At 73.1% G+C, this 17,035-nt stretch carries 17 protein-coding genes; 6 read left to right on the plus strand and 11 right to left on the minus strand.

Translation table 11 applies throughout. The features are described from left to right. Nucleotides 1-11 precede the first annotated feature (11 nt). Nucleotides 12-413 (plus strand): MBL fold metallo-hydrolase, encoded by a 402-nt coding sequence (locus tag BCL76_RS39740; RefSeq protein ID WP_258309603.1) that lies wholly within the window; start codon nucleotides 12-14, stop codon nucleotides 411-413. Between the two features lie 18 nt (nucleotides 414-431). After that, on the plus strand, nucleotides 432-830 hold the full coding sequence (locus tag BCL76_RS39745; RefSeq protein ID WP_258309604.1) for a hypothetical protein: 399 nt from the start codon (nucleotides 432-434) through the stop codon (nucleotides 828-830). A 168-nt stretch (nucleotides 831-998) separates the two neighbouring features. Here BCL76_RS39745 and BCL76_RS13210 read toward each other — a convergent pair whose 3' ends face one another. The 3 genes from BCL76_RS13210 to BCL76_RS13220 form a co-directional block, all read right to left on the minus strand. After that, the gene (locus tag BCL76_RS13210; protein ID WP_109779923.1) at nucleotides 999-2,303 is read right to left on the minus strand and encodes an alpha/beta fold hydrolase; all 1,305 of its coding nucleotides are present in this window, start codon (nucleotides 2,301-2,303) and stop codon (nucleotides 999-1,001) included. A gap of 144 nt (nucleotides 2,304-2,447) precedes the next feature. Further along, on the minus strand, nucleotides 2,448-3,533 hold the full coding sequence (locus BCL76_RS13215) for an S-(hydroxymethyl)mycothiol dehydrogenase (protein ID WP_109779668.1): 1,086 nt from the start codon (nucleotides 3,531-3,533) through the stop codon (nucleotides 2,448-2,450). Nucleotides 3,534-3,606: 73 nt separating this feature from the next. After that, nucleotides 3,607-4,593: a LysR substrate-binding domain-containing protein gene (locus BCL76_RS13220; protein WP_109779669.1), complete on the minus strand. Its 987-nt coding sequence runs from the start codon at nucleotides 4,591-4,593 to the stop codon at nucleotides 3,607-3,609. Between the two features lie 71 nt (nucleotides 4,594-4,664). Here BCL76_RS13220 and BCL76_RS13225 point away from each other — a divergent pair, with 71 nt between their 5' ends. Together BCL76_RS13225 and BCL76_RS13230 are read left to right on the plus strand one after the other, a co-directional pair. Further along, nucleotides 4,665-5,621 (plus strand): dihydrodipicolinate synthase family protein, encoded by a 957-nt coding sequence (locus BCL76_RS13225; RefSeq protein WP_109779670.1) that lies wholly within the window; start codon nucleotides 4,665-4,667, stop codon nucleotides 5,619-5,621. Nucleotides 5,622-6,036: 415 nt separating this feature from the next. Continuing rightward, the gene (locus BCL76_RS13230) at nucleotides 6,037-6,786 is read left to right on the plus strand and encodes a transglycosylase SLT domain-containing protein (RefSeq protein WP_109779671.1); all 750 of its coding nucleotides are present in this window, start codon (nucleotides 6,037-6,039) and stop codon (nucleotides 6,784-6,786) included. An 18-nt stretch (nucleotides 6,787-6,804) separates the two neighbouring features. On the opposite strand, the gene BCL76_RS13235 is transcribed toward BCL76_RS13230, so the two are convergent. The 7 genes from BCL76_RS13235 to BCL76_RS13265 form a co-directional block, all read right to left on the minus strand. Continuing rightward, nucleotides 6,805-7,710, minus strand: coding sequence for a phytoene/squalene synthase family protein (locus BCL76_RS13235; protein ID WP_109779672.1), 906 nt, complete (start codon nucleotides 7,708-7,710; stop codon nucleotides 6,805-6,807). 77 nt (nucleotides 7,711-7,787) lie between these two features. Further along, the gene (locus BCL76_RS13240; protein ID WP_258309605.1) at nucleotides 7,788-9,485 is read right to left on the minus strand and encodes a serine/threonine-protein kinase; all 1,698 of its coding nucleotides are present in this window, start codon (nucleotides 9,483-9,485) and stop codon (nucleotides 7,788-7,790) included. 27 nt (nucleotides 9,486-9,512) lie between these two features. After that, nucleotides 9,513-11,144, minus strand: a complete 1,632-nt coding sequence (locus tag BCL76_RS13245) for a peptide-N4-asparagine amidase (RefSeq protein WP_109779673.1) — start codon at nucleotides 11,142-11,144, stop codon at nucleotides 9,513-9,515. A gap of 94 nt (nucleotides 11,145-11,238) precedes the next feature. Continuing rightward, nucleotides 11,239-11,718 (minus strand): ribonuclease E activity regulator RraA, encoded by a 480-nt coding sequence (gene rraA / locus BCL76_RS13250; protein ID WP_030761274.1) that lies wholly within the window; start codon nucleotides 11,716-11,718, stop codon nucleotides 11,239-11,241. A 358-nt stretch (nucleotides 11,719-12,076) separates the two neighbouring features. Beyond that, a complete protein-coding gene (locus BCL76_RS13255; protein ID WP_030390536.1) occupies nucleotides 12,077-12,343 on the minus strand; it encodes a GlsB/YeaQ/YmgE family stress response membrane protein in 267 nt (88 codons plus the stop codon). Between the two features lie 92 nt (nucleotides 12,344-12,435). After that, nucleotides 12,436-13,329, minus strand: coding sequence for a DMT family transporter (locus BCL76_RS13260; RefSeq protein ID WP_181382536.1), 894 nt, complete (start codon nucleotides 13,327-13,329; stop codon nucleotides 12,436-12,438). Beyond that, nucleotides 13,326-14,180 carry a phosphatase PAP2 family protein gene (locus BCL76_RS13265; RefSeq protein WP_109779674.1) on the minus strand — a complete coding sequence of 285 codons (855 nt, stop codon included), beginning with the start codon at nucleotides 14,178-14,180 and terminating at the stop codon, nucleotides 13,326-13,328. The genes BCL76_RS13260 and BCL76_RS13265 overlap by 4 nt, the downstream gene beginning before the upstream one ends. Nucleotides 14,181-14,333: 153 nt before the next feature. On the opposite strand from BCL76_RS13265, the gene BCL76_RS13270 reads away from it, so the two are divergent. Continuing rightward, complete coding sequence (locus BCL76_RS13270; protein WP_109779675.1) at nucleotides 14,334-14,966, plus strand: TetR/AcrR family transcriptional regulator; 633 nt, start codon at nucleotides 14,334-14,336, stop codon at nucleotides 14,964-14,966. 157 nt (nucleotides 14,967-15,123) lie between these two features. On the opposite strand, the gene BCL76_RS13275 is transcribed toward BCL76_RS13270, so the two are convergent. Further along, complete coding sequence (locus BCL76_RS13275; RefSeq protein ID WP_258309606.1) at nucleotides 15,124-15,666, minus strand: TerD family protein; 543 nt, start codon at nucleotides 15,664-15,666, stop codon at nucleotides 15,124-15,126. 406 nt (nucleotides 15,667-16,072) lie between these two features. Here BCL76_RS13275 and BCL76_RS13280 point away from each other — a divergent pair, with 406 nt between their 5' ends. Further along, nucleotides 16,073-16,891 (plus strand): glutamate ABC transporter substrate-binding protein, encoded by an 819-nt coding sequence (locus BCL76_RS13280; RefSeq protein WP_109779677.1) that lies wholly within the window; start codon nucleotides 16,073-16,075, stop codon nucleotides 16,889-16,891. The last annotated feature ends 144 nt before the right edge of the window (nucleotides 16,892-17,035 follow it).

Raw genomic sequence — 17,035 nt, forward strand, 5'->3', positions numbered from 1 at the left:
ACAATAGGCGAATGGACCGACGTGGACAGGTGGTGGCGCTGCTCGACGCCACGGGGATCTTCTTCGAGCCGGCCCGCACGGCCTTTCCGGGGGCGAGCGAGGCCGCCTGGGAGCGGGCCGGGCGGCTGGACCCCGGCGCGATCGGGCCCGACGGCACCTGGGCGCTCGACTTCCGGTGCTTCGCGATCGCCCGGCCCGGCGGGCGCTGGGTCCTGGTGGACGCGGGGGTCGGGCCGGCGCAGTCCCCCGCCGCCTCCTGGGCGCCGGTGCCGGGACGGCTGCCGGACGCCCTGGCGGAGGCCGGCATCGCCCCGGCCGATGTGGAGGCGGTGGTCCTGACCCACCTTCACGAGGACCACGCGGGTTGGTCGTCGGGGGCCGACGGGCGGCCGTACTTCCCGGCGGCCCGGTAGGTCGTACAGCGCGCGGAGGTGGCCGCGCTCGACCGGGCGGACCCGGTGTGGGACTGGACGGTGGCGCCGCTGCGGGCGAGCGGGCAGCTGCACGAGGTGGACGGGACCCACCTCCTGGCCCCCGGCATCACCCTGCTGCCGACCCCCGGCCACACCCCGGGGCACCAGTCGGTGCTGGTGGAGCAGGGCGCCGGGGCCCGGGACGTGATGGTCACCGGGGACGTGCTGGTGCACGCGATCCAGCTGGGCGATCCGGCGGTGCCGTACTCCCACGAGCGCGACCGGGAGACCGCCCGGGCCTCCCGGGAAGGCCTGCTGGCACGGGCGGGTCGGCGCGGCGCCCTGCTGGCGACCGCGCACCTGACCCGCGCGTTCGTGGAGCCGCCCGCGGAAACGACGCCGGGCCGACGCCCCTGAAGGGAGGCGCCGGCCCGGCGGAGGTGAACGTGCCCGGCGTAGGGGCCTTTCCGGGTCCCTGCGGGAACCCCGTTCGAGGCGTCGGGGAACTCGGGGGACGTGTGATCAACTCCGACGGGAGCGATGATTCGGTGCCCTGGTCACATCCCTGACCTGCACTGACACCGGTCAGGCCGCATCGCGGACCAGGGACAGCAGGCGGTCCAGGACGCGCGTGCCGCCGGCGCGGACGCCGTCGTGCTCGAACTCGTCCGTCACCCAGGTGCGCAGGCCCCGGACGGAGCGGGCCGTCTCCAGCGAGTGCGCGGTGTCCACGTACATGTCGTCGTGGTAGACGGCGGCGGCCACCGGCACCTCGTTGGCGGCCAGTCGTGCCGGATCGTAGAGCGGCTGCCAGCCGGTACGGGCGGCCAGGAGTTCCGCGGTCTCGCGCAGCGGGGCGAGGGCCGGGTCGGTGGTGAAGTGCCAGGGGTGGATGGTCTCGCCGCCGAAGAGCAACGGCTCGTCGCCTGCGAGGGCCTTGCCCGCGTCGAAGCGGGGGTGGTCCGCGCGTACCCGTTCGGCGGCCCAGGCGGTGGGCGCGGTGGGGTCCTGGGCGTAGATCGCCTCGTGGACCAGCGCGTAGAGGGGGTGTCCGGCGAAGGAGAGCTGGGAGCGGACGCCCTCCAGGAAGGCGTCCGAGAGGGCGGGTCCCGCAGGGGTCGGCACGAAGGCGTCCTCCAGCAGGTAGTGGAGCTGGTGGCTGCCGTCGCCCCCGCCGAGGAGGATGCCGAGGGACTGGAAGCCCTCGACGGTGAGGCGGTGGCCACCGGGGAGTTCGGTCGGGTGCTCCGCGAGGTGGGCGGCGATCCGGCGGGCGCGCTCGACGTCCATCGGGTACCGGGCGTAGTGGGCCCGGTTCTTGCGCTCGATGCGCGGGTACGCGGCCTGGTACACCTCGTCGGCGGTGGCGGTCAGCGACGGGAGGCCGCCGGTGATCAGGGCGGCGGTCAGGCCCTCGGGCGCGGTGCAGAGGTAGTGGGTCGTGCAGAAGCCGCCGAAGCTCTGGCCGAGCACGGTCCAGGGCGCGCCGCCGGTGAGCCCGGGGCGGATGGCTTCGGCGTCGCGCACGATGGAGTCGGCGCGGAAATGGGCGAGGTACTCCGCCTGCTGGTCGGGCGTGCCGCGCAGCGGCAGGGTCTGCCGGTTCACCGGGGTGGAGCGGCCGGTTCCGCGCTGGTCGAGGAGCAGCACCCGGTACTCGGTCAGCGCCCGCTCCAGCCAGGCCTGGCGGCCGACGAAACGGCGGGCTCCGAAGCCGGGACCGCCTTCCAGGTAGAGCAGCCAGGGCAGCGTCCCGGGGTCCTTGCCGGCGGCCACGACCTCGCGGGCGTACAGCTCGATCCGCTCCCCGTCCGGGCGTGCGTGGTCCAGGGGGACGGAGAACCGGTGGTCGGTGAGGACCGTGCCGGGCTGGCGGTAGCTGTGTGCGATGGTCACGGACGGCCCCCAGGGGTACGAGGAGATGAAGGACCGCGCCCCGGCCGGGTGGCGGCGGGGGCGCGGAGTGGTGGCCCCGAGTCTACGGAGGGCCGGGTCCGACCGGGGTGGGCCGGACCGGGTGGGCCGGACGGGGTGTCAGAATTCGACGACCGAGCGCAGGACCTCGCCGCGCTCCATCCGGGCGAAGGCGTCCTCGACGCCGTCGAGCGGGATGGTCTCGGAGACGAAGGCGTCCAGGTCGAGGCGGCCTTGCAGGTAGAGGTCGATGAGCAACGGGAAGTCACGCTCGGGCAGGCAGTCCCCGTACCAGGAGGACTTCAGGGCGCCACCGCGGCCGAAGACGTCGAGGAGCGGGAGTTCGAGCTTCATCTCCGGGGTCGGCACGCCCACGAGGACCACCGTCCCGGCGAGGTCGCGCGCATAGAAGGCCTGCTGGTACGTCTCGGGGCGGCCCACGGCGTCGATGACCACGTCCGCGCCGTTGCCACCGGTCAGCGCCTGGACGGCCTTGACCACGTCGTCCGTGCGCCCGTTGACGGTGTGGGTGGCGCCCAGGCCCCGGGCCCACTCCAGCTTCCGGTCGTCCAGGTCCACCGCGATGATCTTCGAAGCGCCCGCGAGGCAGGCTCCGGCCACGGCCGCGTTGCCCACTCCCCCGCAGCCGATGACGGCGACGGAGTCCCCGCGCCCGACGTTGCCGGTGTTCAGGGCGGCGCCGAGGCCGGCCATCACCCCGCAACCCAACAGGCCGGCGGCGGCCGGGGCGGCCGCCGGGTCCACCTTGGTGCACTGGCCGGCCGCGACCAGGGTCTTCTCGGCGAAGGCGCCGATGCCGAGGGCCGGGGAGAGCGGGGTGCCGTCCTCCAGGGTCATGGGCTGGGTGGCGTTGTGCGTGGCGAAGCAGTACCAGGGGCGTCCACGCTTGCAGGCGCGACAGGTGCCGCACACGGCACGCCAGTTCAGGATCACGAAGTCGCCGGGGGCCACGGACGTGACGTCCGGGCCGACGGACTCCACGACTCCGGCGGCCTCGTGGCCCAGCAGGAAGGGGAATTCGTCGTTGATCCCGCCCTCGCGGTAGTGCAGGTCGGTGTGGCAGACCCCGCAGGCCTGTACCCGGACGAGGGCTTCGCCCGGTCCCGGGTCGGGCACGAGGATCGTCGTCGTCTCCACCGGTGCGCCCTTGCTCCGGGCGATGACCCCTCGTACGCGATGTGTCACGTCGTACCCCGCTCTGATCGAATCCGTCTGGATCAACGAACGTACACGGACGGCACCCGGTACGGGAGTTGTGTCACGTTTCGGCGCGCGACCCGGCCAGATCCGGCGGTACGGCGGCCCGAAGTGCCGCGCCGAAGGCCGCCACGGCCGGATGCGTGCCGGCTCCGCTGCGGAAGGCTAGCTCGGTACGCCGTTCCATGAGCAGGCGGGTGAGTCGGACGGCCGGGTCGGCCGGGCCCGTGACCCCGAGCTGCGGTACGACAGCCACGCCCTGGCCCGCGGCGACGAGCGCGAGCACGGTGGCGAACTCGTCGACCTGGTGGCGGACCCGTGGGGTGAAACCGGCGGCCTGGCAGGCCCGGACGGTCATGGCGTGGCAGAGGGTGCCGGGCGTGGCGGTGATCCAGGGCGCCCGGGCGTACGTACGCAACACCGCGCCCTGGTCGGATCCGCCGGACGGGACGGGGGCCTCGGACCCGGCGGGGGCTGCCGACGGGGCGGGGGCCTCGGACGGGTCAGGGGCTTCGGCGGCGGGCGCGGCCAGGTACATCGCCTCGCCGAAGAGCGGTTCGGTGGCCAGTCCCGGCTCGGGCTCGGCGGGTACGAAGTCGTACTCGTGCACCAGGGCCACGTCCAGGTCCCCGGCCCGCAGGGCGTGCGCCACGGCCGCCGGGTCGATCTCCGAGACCATCGGCTCCAGCCCCGGGTGCAGCCGGGCGAGGGCGACCAGCGCCGCCGGGACGATGGCCCGGGTGGCGGTGGGGAAGGCGCCGATCCGCAGGGCGCCGGCCAGGCCCCCGCGCGCCTCGGCGAGGTCGGCGTCGGCCCGCTCCAGCCGTTCGAGGACGGCCTCGGCGTGTCGGACCAGGTTCTGGCCGGCCGGCGTGAGGCGGACCCCGCGGCCGGTGCGCTCCAGCAAGGGCAGGCCGGCCTCCCGTTCGAGGACCCCGAGCTGCTGGGAGACGGCCGAAGGGCTGAAGGTGAGGGCCTCGGCGACGGCGGCGATGGTGCCGCGGCGGGCGAGTTCGCGCAGCAGGCGTAGGCGTCGTACATCGAGCATCGGCTCAGCTTACGGGTCGGGTAAGAAAAGCGAACTGGATTTGATCCTTCGGGCGGGCGAGGCTCTTGGGCATGGCACAGGACATCGCGCAGCACACCGCACAGGACGCCGCACACGACATCGCGCAGGACATCGCGGGGACCCACCCGTGGCACGGGATCCACGTACCGCTCGTCACTCCCTTCACCCGCGGCGGGGAGGTAGCCGTCGAGGCGCTGGAGGCGCTGGCCCACGAGGTGCTCGACGCGGGCGCCACCGGCGTCGTCGCGCTCGGCACGACCGCGGAGACGGCCGGCCTCGACGAGGCGGAGCGTGACCTCGTCACCGAGGTGTGCGCCCGGGTCTGCGGGGAGCGGGGCGCACCGCTGGCCGTCGGCGCGGGAGCGGGCGGCACCCGGGCGGCCGAGGCCTCGCTGGCCCGGCTGACCCGGTGGCCCGAGGTGCGGGCGGCGCTGGTGACCGTGCCGCCGTTCGTCCGACCCGCGGCCGCCGGGGTACTGGCGCACTTCGCGCGGCTCGCCGAGGTGAGCCCGGTGCCGCTGATCGTCTATCACATCCCCTACCGCACCGGGCAGGCGCTGGACGCGGCCGACTTGCGGGCGATCGGGGCGCTGCCGGGGGTCGCCGGGATGAAGTACGCGGGCGGCGGCATCGGCGAGGAGACGGTGGCACTGCTCGGCGACCTGCCGTCCGGGTTCGAGGTACTGGCCGGCGACGACGTGTACCTGTCGCCGCTGCTGGCGCTGGGTGCGGTGGGCGGGATCCTGGCCTCGGCGCATCTGGCGACGGACCGCTTCGTGGAGCTCGCCGCGGCCTGGCGGGCGGGCGACGTGGCGCGGGCCCGGCCGCTGGGGCACGCGCTGGCCCGCATGTCGACGGCGGCCTTCGCCGAGCCCAATCCGGCGGTGCTCAAGGGCGTCCTGCACGCCCAGGGGCGGATCCCGACCCCCGACGTCCGACTGCCCCTGCTCCCGGCCTCACCGGGGGCGGTGACGGCCGCGACCGCCGCGCTGGGGCGGCTGGGGTGACTCCGGGGCGGCCGACGACGCCCCTGGGACGCACAGCGGCCGGCGATACGCCGGAAAGAGTCCCTGATGGGCGATTTACCACCTACGGGCCGGTCGCCCGAATGAAGGCCCCGGAGAGGGGACTTGTCCGTATTGGCCACCGGGCCGGCGACCCGTGATGTGAGCCACACCGAACACCTCAACATCATTTCCCCGGAACAGCCGATTCCCTTTCACCGGAAAGGGAATCGGCTTTTGCATCGATACCCCTTCAAGGTCATTTACCCGACCGATAGCGAGATGTCGATCTATCGGTGGAATTCGGGTCTTGTTCCCGCGCGGCGCGCTCGCCTACGGTCACCTCGTTCCTGGTGGTCAGCTGCCTCATACGGCCGCCGCCCGGGATCTCCCGTCCCCCCACGTGAGGAATTCCGCCATGCCTGCAAAGGGTAAGCACCGTCGTCCGAAGCACTACCGGATCACCCGCAAGCTGGCTCTCGCCGGCACCGGTGGCGCGGCCCTCACTCTCCCGCTGATCAGCGCCACCACCGCCGGGGCGGCGGAGACGGCCGCCGCCCCCACGACGTATTCCGTGGTCGCGGGCGACACCCTTTCGGAGATCGCGGCGAAGCATTCCGTGAGCGGCGGCTGGCAGCAGCTCTACGCGGCGAACCGGAGCGTCGTCGGTGCCGACCCGTCGATCATCCGGCCCGGCATCAAACTGCAGCTCGGAACCGCTCAGGCGGAGCCCGAGCGTGCGAGCAGATCCGCCGCCCGGACCACCCTCGCGCCCGCGGCCAAGCCCGCCGCCAAGCCCGCCGCCAAGCCCGCCGTCAAGGCCGCGGCCAAGGCCGTCACCGCCTACCCGAACAATCTCGACGGGTGGATCCGCGAGTCGCTCGCCGTCATGGCCCAGCACGGTATTCCCGGCTCCTACAACGGAATTCACCGCAATGTGATGCGCGAGTCCTCGGGCAACCCGCTGGCGATCAACAACTGGGACATCAACGCCATCAACGGAATCCCGTCGAAGGGCCTGCTCCAGGTCATCGATCCGACCTTCCGGGCCTACCACGTGCCCGGCACCTCGCAGAACTCCTACGACCCGGTCGCCAACATCACCGCCGCCTGCAATTACGCGGCAGCACGCTACGGCTCCATCGACAACGTCAACGGGGCCTACTAGAAATCTCCCCGCGCCGGTTCACACCGGACGACGCCGGGCGGCGCGGACGAGGATCCGCAGGGGCGCCGCCAGGCCGTATCCGATGTCCCGGCGCAGGGCGGCAACTCCCGCCCGCTCCACGGCGGTCAGCTGGTGCGCCATCAGCTCGGCCATGGTCGCGACGACCGGACGCAGTCCGGCTTCGGCGAGGTCGAGGATGCCGTGGGTGGCGTCCAGGGCGGTACGGGCGCGCCGGCACTCGGCGGCCAGCAGGGCGCGTACGGCCGGGGTCTCGCGGGCCTGTTCCAGGTCGGCCCGGGTCACGGAGTGCTCGTCGAGCCTGTCGCGCGGGATGCAGAGCCGGCCCTCCGCGAGGTCGCCGCAGAGGTCGGCGAGGAAGTCCACGCGCTGGGCGGCGTCGACGAACCGCCGCCATCCCGCGGCCTGTTCCGGGTCGGGGCCGCCCCGGTACTGCAGTCCGGTGAAGACCAGCACCCCGGGCCACGCGTAGGCGTCGAGGTAGGCCTGGAAGTCCTCCTCCGCGGCGAAGCCGTCGAAGGCGGCCTCGGCGGTGGCGGCGCCCTCCAGGAACCGGGAGATCCACTGCGCGGGCAGGCCGCGGGAGTCCACCGCGTGCGCGTAGGCCCGCAGGAGGGGGTCGGGGCTGTCCCCCGACTTCAGGGCCGCCTCCACCCGCTCGGACAACGCGGCGAGACCGGCGGCCCGTTGCCGCGGGGTACCGGTCTCGGCGACGTCGTCGACCAGGTTCATGAAGGCGAGGCCCGCGGCGAGGGCGGGCACCAGCGGCGGCGCGGCCAGCAGCCGCAGCGCCAGGTACGGGGCGGACTCCCGGCGGAGCACCCGGCGCGCGGCGTACGTGTAGTCCTCCCGCAGCCGGGTGCCGGGGATACCGGCCGCCGTGAGGGTGGTGCGCCAGCTGGGCATCGTGGTCGTGCTCCTGAACCTGTCGGACCCACGTGCGCCACCTGCGACACGTGCGCCACGCGTACGGACGAACGATGTCAGAACTTGGTGACCTTCTTGACCTTGCCGTCGATCCCGGCGAGAACGTAGCCGCCGCGACCGTATTCATCGGTGATGTAAGGCCGCATGCACGGGACCTGGTCCATCATCCAGGGTTCGACGATCACATAGGTCGAGGCCGGCTTCTCGATGCCCACCTCCTTCTTGGACTGCTCCAACAGGCCGGGCAGCGCGTCCCAGTTGACGGTCGCCATGTCGATGAGCGGCTCACCCTCCTCCACCGTGCCGTCCGGGCCCGTGCGCTTGGCGGCGCCGTCGCGGTACTGCCAGGCGTCCACGGTGTCGGCACCGGGTGCGGTGGGGATCGAGGCGAGGACGTAGCCCTCGTAGACCGTGAGGTCCACGAAGGTGGTGGTGCCGGTCTTCTCCTTGAGCGCGTCCAGGGCGGTCCGGATGTTCTGCGGGGTGAGCATGCTGCCGCGGGCCGCGACGTTCTTGGACGTACTCGCCTTCGCGCTCGGGGTGGAGGCCGGGGTGGCGACGGCGGGCCGGCTCGCGCGGGAATCGACCGTGCCGTCATCACCGGATTTCCCGTCCGGCATCCACTGCACGATCCCGACGACGGCGGCCGCCAGCACCACCGTGAGGGCCGCGCCGATCAGGGCCGGGCGCCTGCGCGGTGCGTTCCTCAGCGGGACGGGCCTGGTGGGGGCCCCGTACGGGGAGCCGCCCTGGCCGAACGGCGGCGGGGTCGGCGGGCCGTACGGGCCGCCGTACGGGCCGTACTGACCCGGGACGGCAGCCGCGGCCGGGGTGGCCGGTGCAGCGGGAGCGGAGACGGACGGCGTGGCGGCGACGGGCCCGGCGCCCGCCCCGGGGGCGGATCCGAGAGCGGCGCTCGCGTCCCGGAGCAGCTGTTCCAGCTGCGCCCCGTCGGGCCGCGCGGCCGGGTCCCGTACGAGCAGCCGTTCCAGTACGGGTGCCAGCGGGCCGGAACGCACGGGCGCCGGGATCGGCTCGTCGAGCACGGCGACGACCGTGGCCAGGCTGGTGGCCCGGCGCAGCGGATGGACGCCCTCCGCGGCCACGTAGAGCAGCATGCCCAGCGACCAGAGGTCGGAGGCGGCCAGCCCCTCCTCCCCCCGCACACGTTCGGGCGCGATGTACTCGGGTGATCCGATCAGCACACCGGTCGACGTGAGGGCGGTCGAGTCGCTCAGGGCCGCGATGCCGAAGTCGGTGAGCACCGCCGACCCGCTGGGCCGCAGCAGCACGTTGGCCGGCTTCACGTCACGGTGGAGCACGCCCTCGGCGTGCGCGGCGCGCAGCGCGGAGAGCACGTCGAGGCCGAGCCGCAGCACGTCGGCGGGCGCCATGGGTCCGGACGACAGCCGGTCGTGCAGGGAGCCGCCCTGGACCAGCTCCATGACGATCCACGGGTGGCCGTCCGCGCCCTCGGGGGGTTCGACGATGTGGTGGATCGTCACCACGTGCGGGTGGGCGAGGCGGGCGAGGGCGCGGGCCTCGCGGACGGCCCGTTCGCGCATCTGGTCGGCGAGGCCCGGTTGGGCCGCGGCGGTCGCCGGGTCCGGCGGGCGCACCTCCTTGAGCGCGACCTCGCGGTGCAGGGCGATGTCACGGGCGCGCCACACCGTACCCATACCCCCGCTGCCCAGGGGTGTGACCAGCTCGAAACGGCCGTCGATCAGCTGTCTGCCGGCCTCACTCGTATCCATGGCCGCTCATCGTAAGGGGCGGCCGGCTCAGCAGCGTCGGCGGTCCACCGTGAGCGTGCCCTGGGCGGTGGCCACCGTCCGGTCGTAACAGCCGCCAGGTGCCGCGGACCCGTACAACCGGTAGCGGGCGGAGGTGGTGGCGACCGCGTGCCGCTGGTCGCGCGGGACGTTCGCGGTGTAGGTGGCGTCGCCGGTGTACCGGTCGTCGAGCCGGGAGTTGTCGACGGTCCGGCCGCCGCGCCGGGTGACGCTGTCGGCGCGGTCGCCGAGCGACAGGACGGTGCGCAGCCGGTCGCCGGCGCCGAGGGTGGTCTCGCCGTCCATCGTGTAGGTGCGCGAGGTCCGGGTGGTGGTCGGTCCGTGCGTCACGCTCTCCTCGTCGGTCCAGGTGGCGGTGAGCGCGTCCTGGTTCTCGCCGTCGGTCCAGCGGTGCGCGGAGGTGTTCGCCACCGCGCGCGTGACGGTGGTGGCCACACGGCCGTGGGAGGTGTTCAGGTGGCCGGCGACGGTCAGCCGGTGGCTTCCCTCGGTGTCCAGGCGGTGTTGTCCGCCGGGGGCGGCGGGGGTCCACCGGGAGTGGCCGGTCGGTTCACCTGGCTCGTACCGGGTCAGGGCGCCGGTGACGACCTCGCGGGCCTCGTCCTGCCAGAGCAGCAGGTTGGTGGGGGTGCTCCAGCCGCTCTGTCCGGCGGGGACGCCGGCGACGGAGACCTCGATCCGGTGCGGACGGCCGTCGTTGAGGAGGGCGGCGTAGGGGGTGAGGTCGTAGCGGATCGGCTGGACGTCGAAGGCACGCGGGCCGGGGGTGACGTACCAGAGGAAGGGGTTGGACCAGCCCCCGGTCCAGACGGTGGGGAAGGGCGCGGCGATGCCGGCGAGTTGCCCGTCGACGGATACCCGGACCTCGCGGTACGGGCCGTCGGCGGCCTTGCAGGAGTACGGGGCCGCGTCCGGGGTGGTCATGTACCAGTACTCCTCGCAGCCGCCGCCCGAGCCGGTGGCGTACACCTCGGCGAGGAGGCGCTCCGTGTTGCGCGGGGTGGTGACCGACGGGGTGGTGAGGGGCAGGACGCGATCGGGGGTGTCCGGAACCGGATTGCGGCCGTCCGCGGCGTAGAAGGTCAGGGTCACCTTGACGTCGATGACACCGGTGTAGGTGTCGTCGACGACGTTGCCGATGAGCATCTCGACGGATTGTGGGCGGGCGAGGGTGTCGCGATAGCGGGTGACGTCCTTCTCGACCGACCAGGTGATGCCGTCGGGCGAGGGCTGCGGGGTGGAGGTGCGCAGGATCTCGACCCCGCCGAGGGAGAGGTGGCCGAGGCGGTCGTACTGGCGGCCCTTGACCTTGCCGTCGAGGCGCAGGACCGCCTTGGCCCAGCCGGCCGCGCCGCAGGCCGCGGGTGGTGTGTAGCTGCCCTGGTAGGGCGTGAAGTCGCGGAACTGCGCCTCCGCGAGGGTCACCTGGCAGGACCGGGTGGCGGGCCGGGCGACGGGCGGAGCCGCGGTGAGCGGATCGTGCCAGTCGGTGCCGAACTCGGCGGGCGGCGGGTCCGCGACCGGGGTCCCGGCCGCGTACGCGGGTCCCGCGGCGGCCAGGGTGGCGGCGGTCAGCGCGATCGCGCCGAGCAGGCCGGTGATCCTGTGTCGTCGTCTCATGGGCCCGCAGTGAAACCCGGCCCGCCGGGCCGGGCCAGGGCCGGTGCTCCGGCCCTGGCCGGTTCTGAACCGCCCGCTTGCTCCCGCTCGGGTGTCAGCGGGGCAGGACGACCACACCGTCGTCGTCCGCGTGGACGGTGTCCCCGGCGCGGAAGGTGATGTCGCCGATGGTGACGGGCTCGTCGACCGCGCCGTCGCCGGTCTTGCCGCTCTTGCGGGGAACCGTGCCGAGGGCCTTGATGCCGAGGTCGAGCCCGCCGAGGGCGACGCTGTCGCGGACCGAACCGTTGATGATCAGGCCGGCCCAGCCGTTGGCCTCGGCCGCGCCCGCGATCAGGTCGCCGACGAGGGCGGTACGCGGCGAACCGCCGCCGTCCACGACGAGGACCGCGCCCTCGCCCGGCGTGTGGAGGAGGGTGCGCAGCAGCGCGTTGTCCTCGTGGCAGCGCACGGTCCGTACGGGGCCGGCGAAGAGCCGGCGGCCGCCGAACTGGCGGAAGCCGGTGGCGCAGATGGCCAGGGACTCGCCGTACTCGTCGTACAGGTCGGCTGTGGGGACGGGGGTGACACTCATCTGACTACCGGTTTCCTCGCTGCTCGTGCTCGTACGTCGCGGTGGTGCGGCCAGCGTAAGCGGCGGGTCGTGCGGCGCCGCGGGGCGGTGTGCGCGGGCGGCTCGTCCCGTGCGGCGCGGGGCGGGGCGGCGGCCCGGGCCGGGTACGTGTCGCCGGTGGCGGTCGGGAAGCCCCGGCCGGACATCGGCCGGAATCCGACGGGCGCCCGGGCGCAAGTGGGCCCGTTTCGAGGCGGCGCACCACAGGGCCCGGGCCGGGGCGCGGCCGGCCCGGATCGGATGCCCGGGACCTGGGCCGGGCCCGTCGCGTGGACCGGGCCCGGAACGCGTGGACCGGGTCCGGTCGCGTGGGGCCGGGTCAGTCCCGGGAGTTGCCGAAGAGGATGCGGTAGCCGATCAGCAGGACCAGCGAGCCCGCGATCGCGGAGCCCCAGGTGGCGAGGTCGAAGAACTCGGTCTGGATGGGCTTGTCCAGGACCTTCGCCGACAGCCAGCCGCCGATGAAGGCTCCGGCGACGCCGATGAGGGTGGTACCGATCAGGCCGCCGGGGTCCCGGCCGGGCAGCAGGACCTTGGCGATGCCCCCGGCCAGCAGTCCCAGGATGATCCAGCTGACGATCCCCATGTCCACTCACTCCGCTTCGGTCGTCCGGTTGTCCGGTCGTTCAGGTGTTCTTCCGGGAGGACGCGTCCGGGCCGGGATCGGTTCTCCGACGCTCAGACCGCCATGCGGCCGACCTGCACGGGGAGCTCCGGGCCCGGGACGGGGCCGGCGCCCGGACCCGGCCCGGCGGAGGGCTTCGTCCGGGTGAGCAGGAGCACTCCGCGCGCCGCCAGGAAGGCTCCGGCCCCGGCCAGCAGCAGACCCGGCACTCCGCCCTGCAGCCGTTCGCCGAGCAGGACCATGCCGATGACGGCCGCGGCCAGCGGGTTGGCCAGGTTCACCACGGCCAGCGGGGCGCCGAGTCCGCCGCGGTAGGCCCGCTGCGACAGCAGCATCCCGCCGACCGCGAACACCACGACGAGCAGGGCCACCGCGACGACACGGACGCTGAGCAGGGCTCCGCCCCGACCGGCCGCGACGGCCACCGTCTGGGTCAGGGCCGAGGCCGCCGCGGAGGCCAGCCCGGAGGCGGTCGCGTGGCGCAGGCCCGAGCGCGGGTCCTTGTCGGCGGTCAGCATCAGGATCACGGCGATGGTCGCGCCGGAGACGGCCAGCGCCTCGATCAGCGTGAGGGTGTCGTCGGGGGCCGGCCCGGAGGCCGGGAGCAGCAGCAGGCCGAGCCCGGCGACGGTGGCCAGGGTGCCCCGCCATTCGGTGGCCGCCACCCGACGGCCGGACCTGCGCGCCCCCAGCGGGACGGCGGCCACCAGGGTGAGCGCCCCGAGGGGTTGCACCAGGGTGAGGGGGCCGTACCGCAGGGCCGCCGCGTGCAGGAGCGCGGCGGCGGCGTTCAGCCCGGCCGACCACCACCAGGGGCCGGAGCCCAGCAGGGCCTTGGCGGTGCGCGCGACGGCGGCCCGGGCGAGCCGTTCCTGGGCGACGGCGGCGGCCGCGTAGGCCACGGCCGACGCGAGGCAGAGCCCGACGGCGAGGGTGGTGTCGTTCATTGTCCGGCTCCTACGGCCGTGTCCGCGCTCCGCGGGCGCGGCAGGCCTCGTACGGGGATGTCCTGGATCGGTTCCGAGGTCGATCCCGGGTCCGGGCCGGCGCCCGGGTCCGGATCCGCGTCGCTCGGGCGCGGTTTCGGGATGAGCAGCAGGGCCGCCCAGAGGAGGACGGCGGCCACGACGGCGTCGAGCCAGTAGTGGTTGGCGGTGCCGACTATCACCAGCAGGGTCAGCAGTGGGTGCAGCAGCCACAGGAAGCGCCACCGTGAGGTGGTGGCGGCGATCATGCCGAGCGCGAGCATCAGCGCCCAGCCGAAGTGCAGCGAGGGCATGGCGGCGAACTGGTTCGCCAGGGTGTCCTCGGCCGGTGCGGCCTTGTAGACGCTGGGCCCGTAGACCTGGGCGGTGTCGATCAGCTGCGCGGCGTCCAGCAGGCGCGGGGGCGCGAGCGGGAAGGCCAGGTGCAGGGCGAGGGCGGCTCCGGTGAGTCCGGCGAGTACCCGGCGCGTCCACAGGTAGTGGGCGGGTCGGCGGACGTAGAGCCAGATCAGGAAGAGCGCGGTGGCGGGGAAGTGGACGCCCGCGTAGTAGACGTTCGCGCTGGTGACCAGGGTGTCGCCGTGCAGCAGCAGCCGCTGTACGAAGCCTTCGCCGGGCAGGTGCAGGACCCGCTCGGCGTCCCATATTCGGCCCGCGTTGCGGAAGGCGTCCTCGGTGCGGTCGGTCGAGAGCAGCCGGCCCGCCTTGTAGACGGTGAAGAATCCCGCGACGAGCAGCAGCTCGCGTACGAGGCGGCGGCGCGCGGCCCTCGGTCCGGCTGCCGGCTCGGCAGGTGTGGTGTGGGAGGTCATCCCCCGGTCTCTCTTCCTGTTTACGCGCACAGCGACACGCCAGTGTATCGATACATTGGCGTATCGATACGCTGGTGTACCGATACGGTCGCGTTCCCGTACACTTCCGTAGTGGAACCTGCCGCCGAGGCGCCCCAGAGGAGATCCGCATCCATGACGACGACGCCGTCCCCCGCGCGCCGCTCCAAGATCACCCCGGAGCGTGAGCAGGAGTTCTACGACGCCGTCCTGGAGCAGCTGCGCGAGCACGGCTACGAGGCCCTGACCATGGAGGGCGTCGCCGCCCGGGCCAGTTGCGGCAAATCGACGCTCTACCGCCAGTGGAAGACCAAGCCCCAGCTCGTCGCCGCCGCGCTGCGCGCGGGCCGCCGCGGCACGCTCGCCGGCGTGGACACCGGGTCACTGGCGGGCGATCTGCGCGAAGCCGCCCGGATCGCGGCCGGCACCTCCGGCCGGGACACCCGGCTGACGCAGGCACTCGGGCACGCCGTGCTCAGTGACGAGGAACTCCAGGCCGCCCTGCGCGAGGCGCTGGTCGAGCCGGAGCTGGCCGCGTTCGACGCGATGGTCGGGCGGGCCGTGGCGCGCGGCGAGATCGACGCGAACCATCCGGCCGTGGAGTTCCTGCCCGCCCAGCTGATGGGTGTGCTCCGCATCCGGCCGGTGCTGGAAGGACGGTACGCGGACGCCGACTACCTGGTCCGGTTCGTCGACGCCGCACTACTGCCGTCCCTGGGTCTCGCCCCGCCCCGTCCCGGCGGACCCCCGGCCGACCAGGCCCCCTGAACCGGCGGGCCGCCGTCCTGATGACCTGACGGCGACCTGCCCGCGCTGCCTCGTGGGGACGGCGGCAGCGCGTCACCCGGATCGGGCGGCGACCACTCACCCCAGGAGTGGTCGCCGCCCGATCCGTGCGGCTCCGCACCGGCCCGGACGGCCGGCCTCAGCGGAGCGCGCCCATGGTCCGGGCGAACACCTCCGGGTCGCCCTCGAAGCCGTGCAGCCGCAGGTCGAAGGACCACGCGCCCGAGGCGTCGCGGGTGAACTCGGCGACGGTGGCCGCGGTGGCGGAGGGCACGACCGCGAAGTCCCCCTCGGCGAGGTCGGTGTGGCCCTCTCGGATCCGGAATCCGGTGCCGTCGATGTCGGCGAAGGTCTTCGCACGACCCTCGGCCCCGCCTTCGGCGTTCTGGATGACGACGCCGACCACCACCCGGCTCGACCCCGACGCGATCCGGTCCAGCTCGATGGTCATCACCTCGTCGAAGCCGAAGCCCTGGCCGGTGTGGCTGTCCCGGTTCAAGGTGATGGTTCCGTCCGGCGAGCGGCTGCCGAAGTGCACCAGCTGGACCGGCGTCCCGTGGAGGTCCGCGGCGCCGAAGACGGCGGCGACGATGTCGAGGTCGTTCGCGGGCGTTCCCGTCGGACTGGGATCCCACCGCAGCGCGAACTCCACCTTGGCCAGCCCCTTGCGTACACCGCTCACCGAACTCCCCCTTCGTTCACAGGCATTGCCCGCCCATGATCCCATGAGCCTCCCGGTCCACCCCGAACGGTCGTACGCTTCCGGCCATTTCGGCCGGATCGGGCGGAGGTGAAAATGCGGATAAAAGTGATTTGCACCCCTTCGCCCAATTGCGCCGCATTCCCGTTCCGACGCATCGCGGACGCGCCCGGCCCGGCCCTTTCTCCCGCCCCGACCTGGGGTCACCGCACGATCTGCGGCTGAACCGGATCGTTATCCTCAAGTTTTCCTCAAATCTAGTGACGGTGGGCCCGTCCGCTTCCTAGCTTCCTCGTACACGCGTCCCCACGTCCCCACATTCGCGCGGTTTCACACGCCCCCGGCGATCCCGGTGAGGCGTCCCGCGTACCCCAGGAAAGAGTGCAGCATGAAGGTTCCCCAGGCCGGTGCGGTCGCCGCAGTGATCGCGATCGCCCTGACCGCCTCCGGGTGCGTCTTCGACGACGGGGACCAGGGGGACGCGACCCTCGCCATCGGCATCAAGTTCGACCAGCCCGGCATAGGCATGCGGGAGACCGACGGCACCTTCTCCGGATTCGACGTCGACGTCGCCACCTACGTGGCCAAGGAACTCGGCTACAAGCCGAACAAGATCGAATTCAAGCAGGTCTACAGCAACGACCGCGAACTGCTCATCCAGTACAACGAGGTCAAGTTCGTCGTCGCGAGCTATTCGATCAACGAGAAGCGCAAGGAGAAGGTCGACTTCGCCGGCCCGTATTTCGTCGCGCACCAGGACCTGATGACCCGCGCCAACGACGCCTCGATCACCAAGGCCGAGGACCTCAATTCCAAGAGCCTGTGTTCGGTCAGCGGCTCGACCTCGGCCGAGAACCTCCGCAAGAACCTCGCCCCCAAGGCGGGCCTGCTGGAGATGAGCGGCTACGCCGACTGCGTCGTCGCGCTCCAGGAGAGCCGGGTCGACGCCATGACCACCGACAACTCCATCCTGGCCGGGTACGCCGCCCGGAAGGGCAACGAGGGCAAGTTCAAGCTCCTCGGCCAGACGCTGAGCAACGAGAACTACGGCATCGGCGTCAAGAAGGGCGACAAGGACCTCCAGCGCAAGATCAACGACGCCCTGAAGAAGATGGTCGCGGACGGCTCCTGGGAGGCGGCCGTGAAGAAGAACTTCGGCGCGAACTACAAGTACGAGCCGGCTCCGGCGATCACCCCCGTGAGCTGACGCCCGTAGAGGCGGTGGCCGCTCCCGGCCCTCGGGGCGCGCCGCGCTCCCGACCGGCCGGACATCCGCTCCGCCGACGCGACACGACCCCACGGCCGTGACCCCCTCGCACCGGGGTCACGGCCGGCCGTGCGATCCGCCCTC

It is taken from the genome of Streptomyces sp. CG 926, from assembly GCF_003148825.1.
Classification (GTDB): Bacteria; Actinomycetota; Actinomycetes; order Streptomycetales; family Streptomycetaceae; genus Streptomyces.